Consider the following 15854-nt stretch of genomic DNA (forward strand, 5'->3'; position numbering starts at 1 on the left):
TCGGGGAGTTTTAAAACATATTATGGATAGGGTGAACGCCAACAGAAACGAAACAGCAGACGCTTTGCCATTCAAAGACCTGATTGATGCATTGGACAAAGGTTTTGCTATCGGGTGTGCCAAGCCCGAGCGCCAACATCTGAAATTGGGAAAACAACAAAACAACCCGCCGATCATGTTGTTGATGCCGGCTTGGACAAACTCCGAAGTCGGACAACAATTTCTGGGCGTGAAAATTGTCAATGTTTTTCCTGACAACCGTTTGAAAAATTTACCCGGTCTCACGTCGACTTATATTCTTTATGATGGCGATACAGGCGAAGAGCTGGCAATATTTGACGGCAATACATTGACAGCCAGACGAACGGCAGCAACATCGGCTTTGGCCGCGCGTTATCTATCCTCGCCACGATCGGAAAAATTGGCTATTATCGGTGCCGGTGAAGTTGCACAATTATTGGCTGATGCATTTTCTGCTGTCCGGCCTATCAAGAAAATAAGCATTTGGAACCGGACGAAAAAATCCGCTGAAAAATTGGGAAAACAGCTTGAAGATGCAGGCTTTTCTGTAACCATAGCGGGTACTGCCGAAGAGGCTGTCAACGGGGCGGATATTATCTCGGCAGCCACACTTTCAAATGAACCGGTTATTCACAAAAATTGGGTAAAGAAGGGCGCCCATGTTGATCTTATCGGTGCTTTTACGCCGCAGATGCGAGAAGCGGATGATGATCTGGTGCGCCACGCCAAACTTTATATTGATACAGTTGAAGCCCTTGAAGAGGCAGGCGATTTATGTATTCCGATCGGCAATGGCACAATAAAAAAGGGCGATATTCTAGCGACACTAAGCGACCTTGCTTTATCAAAAGAACCGCCAGAACGAGGTGATGACGATATCACCCTGTTCAAGGCAGTAGGGTCCGCTCTTACAGATCTTTATGCGGCAAAACTTGCTTTTGAAACATTGTCTGAACGCCGTCGGGGTGAGAAAAATATTCGAGAGGAGACGATATGACTATAAAACGTATTGATGCGAATAAGAGGATGAGCGAGGCGGTCATCTATAACGGTATGGTTTTTCTTTCAGGACAGGTCGGCAGTCCCGGAAAAACCACCAAAGAACAAACAATCGAGGCGCTCGCGTCAATCGATCAATTGTTAGCAAAGGCAGGAACCGATAAATCCCGTTTATTATCTGCAACAATCTGGCTTGCCGATATGGTGGATTTCGACATTATGAACGAGGTTTGGGAAGCATGGTTGGAAAAAGGTGCAGCTCCGACAAGAGCAACCTGTGAAGCGCAACTTGCTTCTCCTCTCTATCGGGTGGAAATAATCGTCACGGCTGCATTGGAAAAAAATTAATGGAATGATTGAGTTTTAAAGCCTTGAAGACAAATATTCAGGGCAGAAAAACGCGAACGCTTTTTTCCGATATTGGCGGAAAGAGTGTTGGTGGCGCAATCTTGTTTTTCTCGGCAATAATAGGCTTCTTTCCGGAAGCTCCGGAGAGGCGCGCTTTTGCCGAACTTGAAAGAACACCATTGGAAAACAATTTTTTCAAACGTTTCCGAAACAAAGAAATCTAACAGCATGCGTCAGCAAGTTGATTTTATATGTTTTAAGATGAAATAATCATGACCGAAAATTTTTAAGCGTGAAACGATCGTTTTACATCACGATAAAAAGCAATTCGTCACGAGCCGACATGAAAGAAATTATATTTATTCGAGTCATTCTTGCAGAGATGATTTTGATAAGTTTTGGTGCTTTTCTAAAATTAAGCCACATAGACTATAAAGCTCTTCCTGTAGAGACCGGTTGAACCGTCTATCCACGGGAAAAATGCTGAAAAAACTTGGTAAATCAAGGCTCATGGCGTATAAATAAGGAGCTTATCCGCCTTGATTCGTAAGGCGGCTTAACATCTTGTTTTTAAAGCAGAAATGGACTGACTTATGAGTGATCAAACAACGCAGCATCACGAAGGCGATTATGATGCCGAATCCATTAAGGTACTTAAAGGCCTTGATGCCGTGCGCAAACGTCCGGGCATGTATATTGGCGATACTGACGACGGTTCAGGTTTGCACCATATGGTCTATGAAGTTGTTGACAATGCGATTGACGAGGCATTGGCCGGCTATGCAACCCTTATCACAGTCACACTGAATGGGGATGGCTCTTGTACAGTGACTGATAACGGGCGCGGGATTCCGACAGAAATTCACCCGACAGAGGGTGTTTCGGCTGCTGAAGTCATTATGACGCAGCTTCACGCTGGCGGTAAATTCGACCAGAATTCCTATAAAGTTTCTGGCGGTCTTCACGGTGTTGGTGTTTCGGTCGTCAACGCGCTGTCGGTCTGGTTGAAATTGCGCATCAAACGCAAGGGTAAAATTCATGAAATGAGTTTCACCCATGGCGAACCGGATGCTCCGCTGAAAGTTGTTGGCGAATGTGGTGATGAAACCGGTACGGAAGTTACTTTTCTTCCCAGTACCGAAACATTTACAATGGTCGAATTCGATTTCGATACGTTGGAACGGCGCCTTCGCGAGCTCGCTTTTTTAAATTCGGGTGTTCGTATCCGTTTGACAGATCGCAGACACGCCGATGTGCGTGAAGAAACATTGCATTATGAAGGCGGACTTGTCGAATTTGTGAAATATATCGATCAGTCCAAAAAGCCGCTCATTGCCGAACCTATTTACATCAATGGCGAAAAAGACGGCATGACTGTCGAAGTGGCCATGTGGTGGAATGATTCCTACCATGAAAAAGTTTTGTGCTTTACCAACAATATTCCCCAACGTGATGGCGGCACACATCTGGCCGGTTTCCGTGGTGCATTGACGCGTCAGGTCAACGGTTATGCAGAAACATCCGGTATTGCCAAAAAAGAAAAGGTCACTTTGACAGGGGATGATTGTCGTGAAGGTTTAACGGCAATATTGTCGGTAAAAGTACCGGATCCGAAATTTTCTTCACAAACCAAGGATAAGCTTGTTTCTTCCGAAGTGCGGCCGGTGGTTGAAAACTTGGTCAATGAAGGGCTTTCCAACTGGCTTGAAGAACATCCTACCGAGGCAAAAATTCTGATTGGCAAGGTTGTAGAAGCAGCCGCAGCCCGTGAAGCCGCGCGTAAAGCTCGTGAATTGACACGCCGTAAAGGTGCTCTGGATATATCATCACTTCCGGGTAAACTCGCCGATTGTCAGGAACGCGATCCGGAAAAATCGGAAATTTTTATCGTCGAGGGTGATTCAGCCGGTGGCTCTGCAAAAAGCGGAAGAGCACGCCAAAATCAGGCTATTTTGCCTTTGCGCGGTAAAATTTTGAATGTTGAACGCGCCCGTTTTGACCGTATGTTATCGTCGGATATGATTGGTACTTTGATTACCGCACTTGGTACATCAATCGGCAAGGACGAATTCAATCCCGATAAATTGCGTTACCATAAAATCATTATCATGACGGATGCCGATGTCGACGGCGCCCATATTCGTACGCTGTTGTTGACGTTCTTTTTCCGTCAAATGCCGGAATTGATCGAACGGGGCTATGTCTATATCGCCCAGCCGCCGCTTTACAAAGTAACGCGTGGCAAATCTTCCCAATATATCAAGAATGAAAGCGCTTTTGAGGAATCGTTGATTGAAGCTGGCCTTGAAGGCAGTGTGCTGGAACTTGCCAATGGCGAGATGCGCGCCGGTGCCGATTTGCACCAATTGGTAGAAGATGCGCGTGTGATAAGAAATATGCTTCATGGTTTAAATACCAGATATAACCGTACTGTTGTCGAACAGGCGGCAATTGCCGGTGCACTTAATCCGGAAGCTTTGTCGACAAAGGAAAAAGCGCAAGCAACGGCTGATCATGTGGCCGCCCGCCTTGATTTGATTGCCGAAGATATGGAGCGTGGCTGGACGGGACATGTAAATGACGATGGCGGCTTGCGTTTCGAGCGGGTTCTGCGCGGCGTAAAAGATGTTGTCGTTCTTGATATGGGATTGATTGCTTCGACCGATGCCAAGCGGATTGATAATATGTCCCATCATCTTGACGAAATTTACGGAAAACTTCCGGTTTTGCGTCGTAAAGACACGACAGAAACGATTTCGGGTCCGATTGCTCTTCTCGACACCATTTTTGCCAATGGCAAGAAGGGGCTTACAATGCAACGTTATAAAGGCTTGGGTGAAATGAATGCCGAGCAGCTTTGGGAAACCACACTTGATCCCAATGCACGGTCACTTTTGCAGGTCAAAATTGGCGATGCACAGGACGCCGATGCAGTTTTTGCAAAATTGATGGGCGATGAAGTGGAACCACGCCGTGAATTCATTCAGGACAACGCTCTGAACGTCTCGAATCTTGATGTCTGATCGGTGTGAAACAGGCCTGAAAAGCTTATGATGCCGGGAATGAACAACAGTTGATGAAAGTTTCCGGCACATAAACGGCAATTTTCAAATTCGGATTAAATCGCATTTCTCGTATAAAACTTTTTTCAAAAGCCGGCCTTTTCAGGGCCGGTTTTTTATTGTCTTCAAAACAGCACAAATTCATGCCCGCGAAACGGGGAAGCTTTTTTAAAGAAAAAAAGCGCTTTGAGCTATGAGACCTAAAAGTCTTTTTGCAGCCAGTCATTGGATTTTGAATGACAATTGCCAAAATGACAATTGTCAAAACGCCATGGGGTGTAATTTATGAAACGGCAAAAAGTGGTGTGGTTAAAAAATAACGTTATTTCAAATGATGATTGCACCACCCGTTATGACGCAATCCCGTTTCTAACAATTCATTTAAAAGGCACAAGATACCAGTTTCCCATCCTAATTAGCTTACTTCACTCTATCGTTCCGGATAACTGAAATAACCGGCGTCTTTGATCTAATGAGCTGAACAGAATGTTTCAATTATTATGATGAAATTATTCTTTTTCGATTTAGTTTTGTCCGGAATTTTTTTACTGGTTAACAATGTCAAAATATAAAAGCCGCGTTAGGTGAAACATACTACTCGGCCATTGTTTCCTACCTAATCAATTTTTCGGCCAACATATAGCCCGATAGAAGGCAAAATGCGTGACAGGCATAAATGGCAGAAACAGGCAGGGGGCGCGGTGGGCAAGAGGTAAAAGTCTTGGGTAGGGTAGCGAAACCTCTTTTCTACCAATGATGAGTGATCCGGAGAACTTATTCTTGGCAAGCAAGCAGAAAGTCTCGTTAGCTTTAGCGAACATAGACAAGGGGTGGCTGAGATTTTGAAATCCTGAAAGTGAAACGAAAAAGGCTGGTGAAAATCTAATGGTTATTGATGAGATATCACCATTGAAAAACAGTTTTTCGCTAAACTTTTACTCAAGCTTTTGGCTCTTACGCGCCTTGATGGCTTGATGTAAAACGGAAAATAAGAGTTGCAACAGACCGGAAACAAAAATCGGGTGTCATGTTAGTACCCCCGCTACACCATCTCCTCATCGTCGCTTATATGGGTACAAAAAACCTCCCGCCATATGAAAGTGACGGGAGGGATAAAATCAGCAGCAATGAAAAATGAACGGAAAAGAGCTTTTTAAACCCTTACCGGTTTCGACACACGTTCTTCATTGCCAAAGAACTGCAAATAACGGCGAATTTCACTCGGCTCACCAATGGCTTTTTCAGGATTATCCGAAAGTTTGACAGCCGGTCTGCCATTCGCATGGGTAACCTTGCAAACAAGCGAAATTGCATCAAGTTCCTTGATGTCATCGGGAGCACAACCGGCAAAATCATTGGTCAGATTGGTTCCCCAGCCGAAGCTCATGCGAACGCGCCCTTGAAAATGTTTGTAGGTTTCTTCGATTGTATCGACATCCAATGCATCGGAAAAAACAATAAGTTTTTCGCGCGGGTCTTTGCCGTGGTCTTTCCACCACTTGATAATGCGCTCACCCCCCTCGATTGGCGGTGCACTATCCGGACGGAAGCCGGTCCAGTCTGCCACCCATTGAGGCGCATTGCGTAAGAACGCCGCTGTGCCGAAAGCGTCAGGCAATGCAACCAGAAGATTGCCGCCATAATAACGGTTCCAATCCTGCATAACCCGATAAGGAGCTGTGCGCAGTTCCTCATCATTATTGGCAAGGGCTGCAACAACCATCGGCAGTTCATGGGCATTGGTGCCGATTGCTTCCAAATCATTGTTCATGGCCAGAAGCACATTGGAAGTACCGGTAAATGACCGCCCGATCCCTTCTTTCAAAGCTTCGACACACCAGCGTTGCCATAAAAACGAATGGCGGCGGCGCGTACCAAAATCGGATATACGAATATCAGGATATTTTTTTAACCGCTCGACCTTGCTCCACATTTTGGCTTTTGCCCGCGCATAGAGAATGTCGAGTTCAAATCGTCCGAGATTGCGCATGGCTGCACGCGAACGCAATTCATTGATGATCGAAAGCGCAGGTATTTCCCACATTGTGGTGTGGGTCCACGGCCCCTCGAAATTCAAAATATATTGCCCGTCTTTACGTGTCAGCTCGTATTCAGGCAATTGGAAACCTTGAAGCCAATGGAGAAAATCGGGTGTGAAAATCTGTTTGCGACCATAAAATGTATTACCGGCAAGCCAGATCATTTCCTTTTTGGTAAATTTCAAAGTGCGGGCATGGTCAAGCTGCGCCCGCAATTCTCCCTCATCAATTTCATCGGCAAGCCGCACCGTTTTTGTCCGGTTGATCAGTGAAAAAGTAACATCGACATCCGAATAAAGTCCCCAAATCATTTGCAACATCAGGAACTTATAGAAATCGGTATCAAGCAGTGATCTTATAATCGGATCAAGCTTCCAGGTGTGATTATATACACGTTCTGCGATATCAGTTTGCGCCATAGCACTTTCAATCTGTTTGTTGCCTCTACCCAATGGGAAGAACGTTACCTTGATAAAAGAACAAAAGGAAGTAAAGCCTTCGCGAGGAACTTCAAGGAGTTTTTAAACCCCTTGAAGTTATTTATCGATCGTCAGATTAATTTCATGATGTCCTGTCTTTTTCAGACCGATGCCGTTTTCAGGTTTGTCGACCTTCTTGTCATCAACTGTCAAGCCAAGATTTTTACCGCGATTAACTTTGATAACATAGGTTGCGCCGTCAAATTTTACGGTTGCTTCGTAACCCGGCCAATCTTTTGGCAGACATGGTTCGAGATAAAGTTTGGAACCATTGCGGTTGATGCCCAGAATAGATTCTGTAGCAGCACGGTAGAGCCATCCGGCAGAACCTGTATACCATGTCCAGCCGCCTTGGCCACGCCGTGGCTCGACCGAATATATATCGGCAGAAATCACATAAGGTTCGACGCGATAGATGTGAGGTTTTTTCCCGTGCGAAATCGGGTTGATCATCGAAAAGACCTGATAGGCCTTGTCTTTGTCTCCGAGTTTGGCAAGTGCCAGAATGCTCCAGATTGCACCATGGGTATATTGACCACCATTTTCGCGAATGCCAGCCGGATAACCCTTGATATACCCCGGTTCAAGTTCGGTCTTGTCAAAGGGAGGCCAGAACAGACGGATGAGCTCACCTTTCTCGTCAAGCAAGTGCTCAAGCATGGATTGCATGGCCTGTTTTTGATGTTCTTCCGTTCCCATGCCGGAAATAACACTCCACGATTGGGCGATCGTATCAATCTGGCATTCGTCGTTGGTGTGTGACCCCAAAGGCTCTCCATTATCGAAATAACCACGACGGTACCATTTTCCGTCCCATCCGCTCACCTCAAGCGCTTTGGTGAGCTTCTCCAGATGATGCGTCCATTTTTTGACGCGTTTTTCATCCTGGCGTTCGTCGGCAATGGGAATGAAGGCCTGCAAGGCCGTTCCAAGGAACCAGCCAAGCCAGACACTTTCGCCTTTCCCTTCAATGCCCACAAGATTCATTCCGTCATTCCAGTCGCCGCCCAGCATTAACGGTAGGCCGTGTTTGCCGGTGCGTTTGATTGCAAGATCAAGGGCGAGTGCGCAATGCTCGTAGAGTGTGGCAGTTTTTGGCGAAATGGCTGGCTGGAAATAGCTGTCATGTTGGCCTTCCTTGAGTTTGTCGCCGTCGATAAAGGCAATATCTGTATTGAGAAACTCATGATCGCCTGTGGTATTGACATAAAGAGCAGCACCATAGCCGAGCCAGGCCACGTCATCGGAAATCATCGTTCTAACGCCTGCACCGCTGTCGGGGAGCCACCAGTGTTGTACATCACCTTCAGGAAATTGGCGTGACGCGGCATTGATAACCTGTTCACGGGCAAGTTCCGGCTTGAGCAGCAAGAGTGACAATGTGTCCTGCAACTGGTCACGGAAACCGAATGCTCCGCTTGCCTGATAAAATGCGGCTCTTGCCATGATGCGGCAGGCATAGGTTTGATAGGGAAGCCAGTTATTGACCATGAGATCGAATGAACGGTCGTTTGTTTTGACCTGTAGGCCGGAAACAAAATCTGTCCATTGTTTTTTCTCTTTTTCAAGAACAGAGGTAAATGTTTCTTTCCGGACGCTATCAAGGAACTTTTCTGCTTCCAGACGATTTTTGGCATTACCGAGATAGAAGATAATCTCTTTCTTTTCACCGGCTTTCAATTCGATATCAAAAGCAAGTGCGGAGCACGGATCACGTCCTGCTTCGACCGTGTTGGACAGCGGCTCGCCTTGACGGATCGCTTGCGGATGTTTGACAGTTCCGATCGAGCCGATGAACTCCGTTCTGTCGGCCGTATAGCTTGAAGGTGTGCTGCTTGCCGCAATGAAGCTTACTTCTTCGAACTTCTCCGTATGATAAGGATTGCGAACAAAAAGCGCACCGCGTTTTTCGTCATAATCGGGAATGATGAAGGGAGCAGCTTTTGCCCTGACTGTGCCCAATACCCATTCGACATAATCGTAAAGTCTCAGGCTTCTCGGGCTCTTGTCTTCGTTTTTGATGACAAGACGCGATAGCCTTATCGGGCGTTTATTATCGACAGTGTGGGTCAATTCCAGACTTATCGTTCCGTGTTTCGATGTGAATGTCGAATAGCCAAGGCCGTGGCGCGCTTCATAGAGTGCGCTATCATCACATTCGACAACCGAAACCGGCGAGAAACGTTTTAACGAGTGACGGTCAACAATGTAGAGAGCTTCGCCCGGACGGTTGACAACAGGATCGTTCGCCCATGGTGTCAATTGGTAATCGCGGCTATTGCCCGACCAGGTAAAACTCGACCCTTCTGCCGAAACGTGGAAACCGAACTGCTCGTTGGAAATAACGTTAATCCATGGATTTGGCGTTGCATTTCTTCCTGAAAGACGAATGACATAGCTATTATCCTTGTCGAAGCCGCCATAGCCGTTCCAATAGGCAAGGTCTTTGCCATCCGGAAGCGGGCAGGATTTATGCTGGTCGCCGATGATACCGATTGATGTAAATTGGCCCTGTTCAAGCGGCATAACAATCTCTTCGTGTTTGCCGCTTTTTCGTTGCGCAGCTTTGCCATTGTTATGCGTCTTGGCAGATTGAGCAGTTTCCTCATCTTTATTGCGATGGGAAAGGTCGGAATCGATATTTTCCATGCGCTGCATCTGTTCGGACAAGGAGCCATTCTGGGCTTGTAAAACAATGCGGGCACTGGCAAGCAAAGTCTTGAAACTCTGCTCGTTCATCTGGTCACGGCGGACAGTGAAAATATGCTGGCGTCCGTCTGCTTCGGCGGTGCGGTTGCGATAACCTTCGCACATCCATTCAATGGCGCGCTGGGTATCTTGCGCATAAGAAAAAGCCCGTTCGTTCAAAATGACAATATCAACAGTCAATCCGCGCATCCGCCAATATTCATGCGCTTTTAAAAGTCCGCGCAAGACTTCGAGATCGGCTTCATTATCAAGCCTGAGCAGGAAGATCGGAAAATCGCCGGATATTGACATCGGCCACAAATCGGATTGTTTGCCAAGGTTTTCAGCGAGCGCCTCCGAAGGCAAACGCCACGTGCGATCCGGATAAATAAGGGAAGTCGCGTATTTCTGGTAAACAACGGATTCCTTTGGCTTGATACCAAGCTGGTAAAGCGACACTTGCGAACGGGTCCAGGCAAGCGAGAATTCGCGCTGGAATACATTCGGTTGACGGTAATATTCAACTTGGGATGCAAGCTTTTCTTTCGAATTTGCTGCAAATGTCCAGAAGATAAGTGCGGCTTTTTTATGTGCCGGAACCCGAACACGACATCTTATTGCTGCAATTGGATCAAGCACACAACCCTCTGTTCCGGTGAGAGTGGCACCTCGGTCGAAAGCAGCCGGACGACGGATAGAGCGCCCGCGGCCGATGAAAACACGCCTGTCGGTCTCGGCTTCCGCATCACGAACAGAACCGGATGTATCGGTGACAAAATGGGCAACATGGATTTCCGGATCTTTCGGGTCGCGTTTACGCCTTTTGGCATAAATTGTTCCGCCTTGATCGGCAATTTCCGTTTCCACAAACATGCGTGCGAAGACCGTATGGGCCGCATCTGTCTCGGGCGTTGTCAATACCAGTTCGGCATAGGACGTAATTTCAAGAATGCGATCTTTGGAAGTGGTGTTGATAAGCTCGATACGTCGACCTTCACCATCACCTTCGGATGCAACAATACATTCCACAGTCGATTTTATACCATCGACCGTTTTTGTATATTCGGCCTTTTCGTCGGTGAAAACCGCTGAAGCTTCTTCATCGGCAACGCGCGTTGGTTCACCCGTTGCCGACCACCAGCGGCCGGAAGCAGGGTCACGCAAAAAGATGAAAGTGCCTTGCTGGTCTTCGGCTGCATCGGGCATGAAACGGGTAACAGCAATATTGTTCCAGCGGCTATAGCCGGAACCTTTGCCGGTCAACATGACCGAATAATTGCCATTTGACAAAAGCACTGTCGAACGTGGTTTGGTGAGCGGGGTTTTGATAACGCGAACCGGTGCGTCTTCAAAGCCGCCAGCATCACTGCGCATCGGATTTGCTGTTTTTGCATGAACCATAGGAATTTCACGCGGAGCTTTTTCCTGTAACAGAAGCTGTGCCGCTTCAATCACCGGATCGCTATGGAAACGGTTTCTCATGCGGCCATCGAAAATGACATTGTCAATTGCGAGAATAGACATGCCGTGGTGGTGCGCATAATAATTCTTGACGACGGCATATTTTTCGCCTTCACGCACACGCGCCGGTGTGAAATCAACCGAGTCATGGAAACCGTATTCGCCGAGCGCACCGAGCTTGCGCAAACGTGCAAGATTGGCGACTGCTTCTGTCGGCATATATTGGGAAGCGAGAATGCTTGCATAAGGCGCAATAACAGCATTGCGCGAAAGGCCACGTTGAAGACCGAGACTGGGAACACCAAAGTTGGAATATTGGTAGTTCATCTGTTGGTCACGGGCATTAAACGCTGCTTCCGAAATGCCCCATGGCAACCCGCGTTCATTGGCATATTGGATTTGTCTACGAACAACAAGCCGGTTTGTCTGGTCAAGGAGCGATCCCAGAGGCTCGCGCATGACAAGCGGTGGCATTAAATATTCGAACATCGAACCCGACCAGGAAAGCAGAGCACCTTTCCAGCCGACCGGTACCAGCATACGACCAAGGCGGAACCAATGTTCAACCTTGACATCGCCTTTGGCAATGGCAAAGAGGCTCGAAAGACGGGCTTCCGAAGCGAGCAGATCGTAGCAACTTTCATCAAGCTCGTTTTCCTGAACACGATAGCCGATGGACATGAGACGACGTTCCTTTCGTTCAAGGAAATCGAATTTCATATCAAAGGCAAACTGCCGTGCTCTTGCAGAAAGATCACTTAAAGTCTTGCGTAAAGCCTCCGTATCATGATCGGCGGTCGCGTCATGTGTGTGAGCTTCGCATGTCTCGATCAAACATTCGGCCCATGAAACAGCATGACGGGATTCATCGCTTCCGATTTCACCATCAAGCTCGCTCGTGAGACGGCCTATATCGTTTGCCGCAATTGTGAGATTTGCCGTGCGGAATGTTGCCGTTTCCGGTTCATCCATAATCGAGCGGACAGCCCTGCGGAAATTGGCCATGCGTTCATCAATTCGTCTGCGAAGCGGGCGCAGGATGCGACGGTCATCGGGGATGAGGTTTAATGTTTCCTGCAAAATGTCATTAACATCAAGGAGGCCTGCGAGATCACCTTGTAGGAATACGGATGGTGCTTCAGACCACTCTTTCAAGGCCGCGGCCAGTGTTACGAGATGGCCTGCAAGATTGCCCGAGTCGACAGTCGAGACATAGCTTGGTACAAGGGGCCGCAAAGTGTCGGTTTCATACCAGTTGAAGAAATGCCCGCGGAATCTTTCCATTTTATCCATTGTATCGAGTGTGCGTTCGATGCGTTGGATAGCGTCATCAAAACTGACCCAGCCGAAATCGCGTGCAGCGACTGTCGAGAGCAAATAAACGCCGATATTGGTTGGCGAAGTTCTGCGCGCCAGAACCGGTACCGGATCTTCCTGAAAATTGTCGGGGGGAAGAAAATTGTTATCGGCGTTGGCGAATGTTTCGTAATAATGCCAGGTGCGGCGCGCAATACGCCGAAGTTCGTTTTTATCGGCTGGCCGGATTTCAAGCGAATCCTGAAAGGCAGCCGAACGGCTTACGATCCATGCAATAAGCGGTGAAAAGAACCAGGCAAGACCAAAGGGCAGGGCCACAAAGACAGCAGAATTATGAAGTGCTGCCGGAAGTGCAATGGAAATCACGCCAATTAATGTCGCCGGCCACATAGTGGTGACATAATAGGAGAGCGTGTTGGGCGAAGAACGCGTTGCTGCCGATGTTTTCCATTCGAGCAAATGTTTATGTGAAACAAACATGCGATAGAGCGTACGGATAATCGCATCAACCATATAAAATGCCGAATAGGCAAGGAAGGTCGTGCGAAGCGCAACATCTGCTGTGCTGGTTGCAATATTTGTCAACACCGATTGGAAGTGGCCACGTAACGAATTGTCCATACTCGTTGGCATAATGTTGCGCAGAACACCAAGTGTGGGGGCAATAAACATGCCCAAAAGCAGGAATAATTGCCAGAAAACAGCCGTATGAAGCGGCAAAACACACCAACCTACAAGCGAGGCGATAATCCACATGAGCGGGGTCAGAGAACGCCGCAAATTATCCTGCATTTTCCAGCGGGTAATGAGGTTGATATTGTGACGGGTGAAGAGATAGGGCAGTAATTGCCAATCACCGCGGATCCAGCGATGGTGACGGGCAACATCAACATTATAAGCCGTCGGATAATCTTCAACCACCTCGACATCGCTCACAAAACCGACGCGTGCATAACCACCTTCAAGAAGATCGTGGCTCAAAACGCTGTTTTCGCGCACTTTGTCAGCAAGCGCTATTTCGAATGCGTCAATGTCATAAAGGCCTTTACCGGTATAGGTGCCTTCGCCCAAAAGATCCTGATAGGTATCGGAGACGGCAAAAACATAAGGGTCTATGCCGCGATTGACGGAAAAGACACGCTGCAGGAATGAAGCATCATCACCGGTGGTAAGCGAGGGTGTCACGCGCGGCTGAAGAATGCCATAACCACTTTTGACAGTATGTGTTTTCGGGTCAATGACCGGACGGTTCAATGGATGATTGAGCTTTCCGACAAGGCGGGTGACTGCCTCGGTGGTGAGCTTGGTGTCGGAATCAAGTGTCATGACAAAGCGGCAATCCATTGGCAGACGTGGGTCTGTCGGGAAGAAACTGGTGTCGCGGTCACCGCGCAAAAGCAGATTCAACTCATGCAGCTTGCCGCGTTTACGCTCCCAGCCCATATAGCAATCTTCGCCGGGATTGTACAAACGGTGGCGGTGTAAAATGAAAAAAAGTGGCTGCCCGTCACCGCGATAATAACGGTTGAGATCGGCAATACCATTTTGTGCATATTCGAGGAGATCGCGATCGTCGGCTGTTTCTTCCTTTTTCGAGTCGGCCCAGTCTGTCACCAATGCAAAATAAATTGCCCCTTGCGGGTTTGAAAGATAGTGAACTTCGAGATTTCTTATCTGCTCGTCAATAGAATCGCGCGAGGTTATCATTGTCGGAACAACGACGAGCGTTTTGGCTTCTTCCGGAATGCCGTCTTTATATTCATATCCGATCAATCGCCGTGGTTCGACAGTCCAGGCAACAAGAGTATTGAAGAGCGCAAAAGCGGTATCCATTGTCGGGAAAAGCGCAAGTGCTGTGAAAGTGAGCGACAATGCATGGCTCAAGCCGGTTTCCCTCAGCAATGTATAAACTGCAATGAGAATGAGAATGGTGAGAACTGAAACCGGAATGGCAATGCTGAAAATTTTCATCGCGCGGAAGGCACGCATGAAACGGGTCGAGAACGGGCAATCATAATTGCAAGCCTGTTCGAATGCTTCTCGTCCTGGCCCCACAAGATACCATGCAACCGATGCTCCAGTCGCGACACCGTCTTTCTTTGCATTCTCGACCATGTCGATTGCTTTTTTTGTCACTTCCAGTTCGGTTAACGGTGAACGGCGGGCAATTTTTTCGATGATGACGCGATAAGTATTGCGCGATGGAAAGTCGATTTCTCCGAAATCGCTGTTTTCACGCAACATGAAATCGACATGGCTGACCGTTTCGAACCAATATGTCCAATCAACGTCATCAATCGCTTTCAGGGCACGGATGATATTGCCCATTGTCACACCACCGGTTGATTGGCGCGAATGTTCTTCGGCAGTTGCCGATTCAGGGTCGCTGCCATGACGATGTAACTGCTCTTCAAGCCAGTTCAAGGCTATCGTTGAATCAACAGATGCACCACGCAAACGATAAAGAAGATGGGCGGCAAAAGTCGGGTCGGCAACAAGCGCTTCGTAAGTTGAAAAAATGTTCTGAAGTGCATTGTCATTTTCAGCCAGAGCCATTTGGTCAGCGGCCTGGTTTGCAAATCGCCGCATCCGGCGGGCTTTTTCAATGCGCATGGAAAGTCGCCGCGCATTTTCAATGAGAACCATACGGACAGCCGACGGCAAAGCCCATAATTCGCCAATCTGGAAATCGGCAACCTGTTGGTAACCATTGACCATGGCCGTTAAAGTTTTAAGCGAAAAACTGCTGTCGGTATGGGCGACATAAAGCCAAGCCAGTGCGAAAATTCTTGGCAGTTCATTTTCGCCTTTATAAGGGGGAAGCTGTTTGACGAATGCACGCGGAAAATCACGCCGCGCCTGCTGGATGGTCTTATCAATCGTATAATGGTTGTCGAGCAGCCATTGTGCTGCCGGTGTGATGGCCTCGTTATTGCGAGCTGCGGCATCGGTCGAGCGGAAGGTGTGAAGAATGAGCTTGGAATTTTCGGTGAGCCGTTCTCTGAAATCGAATGGCGTATATTCCGGCAAAACAATTTTTTTGCCCTCGGCCATTTCATGGGCCAGTTGCTGTAGCTCGTCTTCCGACTTGAATGTCGAACGGATTGGAAAAGCTGTATCAGGAAGGTAGCGTACTTCCGTTTGCTGAGAAAGAAGCCATTTGATTGATGATGCAGTTTCCGCCATATTATTTGATCCTTGCTTTAAAAAGCTCACGCGACAGAATTTAGCCTGTTTTTTTACCGATAAACTATATCTTTTTTATTAAGCCCAATTTTCAATTTTTTTGGTAAACGCCAAACACTTTATATTACATGCCGATAAAAATAGGACATAGTGTTAAAAATTGAATTAAATTGCGCTGCTACGGGGGAAAAATCAGCAAGCCAAGGCATTTGTTTAATAAAACGCTTCCCCGCCATATCTGTGAGCCAGCTATA

6 protein-coding genes are annotated in these 15854 nt (G+C 47.6%); 4 read left to right on the forward strand and 2 right to left on the reverse strand.

The annotated features are described in order from the left end of the window. The first annotated feature begins 22 nt into the window (after positions 1-22). From H3S83_RS02430 to gyrB, 4 genes are all read left to right on the forward strand, one after another. Positions 23-1018: an ornithine cyclodeaminase family protein gene (locus H3S83_RS02430; RefSeq protein WP_198238818.1), complete on the forward strand. Its 996-nt coding sequence runs from the start codon at positions 23-25 to the stop codon at positions 1016-1018. Continuing rightward, positions 1015-1368 (forward strand): RidA family protein, encoded by a 354-nt coding sequence (locus H3S83_RS02435; protein WP_077970022.1) that lies wholly within the window; start codon positions 1015-1017, stop codon positions 1366-1368. Before H3S83_RS02430 ends, H3S83_RS02435 begins: the two co-directional genes overlap by 4 nt. Positions 1369-1376: 8 nt before the next feature. After that, positions 1377-1592, forward strand: a complete 216-nt coding sequence (locus tag H3S83_RS11430; protein WP_210327908.1) for a hypothetical protein — start codon at positions 1377-1379, stop codon at positions 1590-1592. A gap of 369 nt (positions 1593-1961) precedes the next feature. Further along, positions 1962-4391 carry a DNA topoisomerase (ATP-hydrolyzing) subunit B gene (gene gyrB, locus H3S83_RS02445; protein ID WP_198233432.1) on the forward strand — a complete coding sequence of 810 codons (2430 nt, stop codon included), beginning with the start codon at positions 1962-1964 and terminating at the stop codon, positions 4389-4391. A gap of 1192 nt (positions 4392-5583) precedes the next feature. Here gyrB and pncB read toward each other — a convergent pair. Continuing rightward, on the reverse strand, positions 5584-6888 hold the full coding sequence (pncB, locus tag H3S83_RS02450) for a nicotinate phosphoribosyltransferase (protein ID WP_078040292.1): 1305 nt from the start codon (positions 6886-6888) through the stop codon (positions 5584-5586). 117 nt (positions 6889-7005) lie between these two features. Beyond that, complete coding sequence (locus H3S83_RS02455) at positions 7006-15600, reverse strand: GH36-type glycosyl hydrolase domain-containing protein (protein WP_198238820.1); 8595 nt, start codon at positions 15598-15600, stop codon at positions 7006-7008. Between the last annotated feature and the right edge of the window lie 254 nt (positions 15601-15854).

Source organism: Bartonella sp. W8122 (assembly GCF_016102485.1).
GTDB classification, from domain to species: Bacteria; Pseudomonadota; Alphaproteobacteria; order Rhizobiales; family Rhizobiaceae; genus Bartonella; species Bartonella apihabitans.

What these genes read in the sequence shown, in the direction of transcription:
- H3S83_RS02455 (WP_198238820.1), bottom strand. Translation starts at nt 15,600, where the DNA reads ATGGCGGAAACTGCATCATCAATCAAATGGCTTCTTTCTCAGCAAACG.
- H3S83_RS02435 (WP_077970022.1), top strand. Translation starts at nt 1,015, where the DNA reads ATGACTATAAAACGTATTGATGCGAATAAGAGGATGAGCGAGGCGGTC.
- H3S83_RS02430 (WP_198238818.1), top strand. Translation starts at nt 23, where the DNA reads ATGGATAGGGTGAACGCCAACAGAAACGAAACAGCAGACGCTTTGCCA.
- pncB (WP_078040292.1), bottom strand. Translation starts at nt 6,888, where the DNA reads ATGGCGCAAACTGATATCGCAGAACGTGTATATAATCACACCTGGAAG.
- gyrB (WP_198233432.1), top strand. Translation starts at nt 1,962, where the DNA reads ATGAGTGATCAAACAACGCAGCATCACGAAGGCGATTATGATGCCGAA.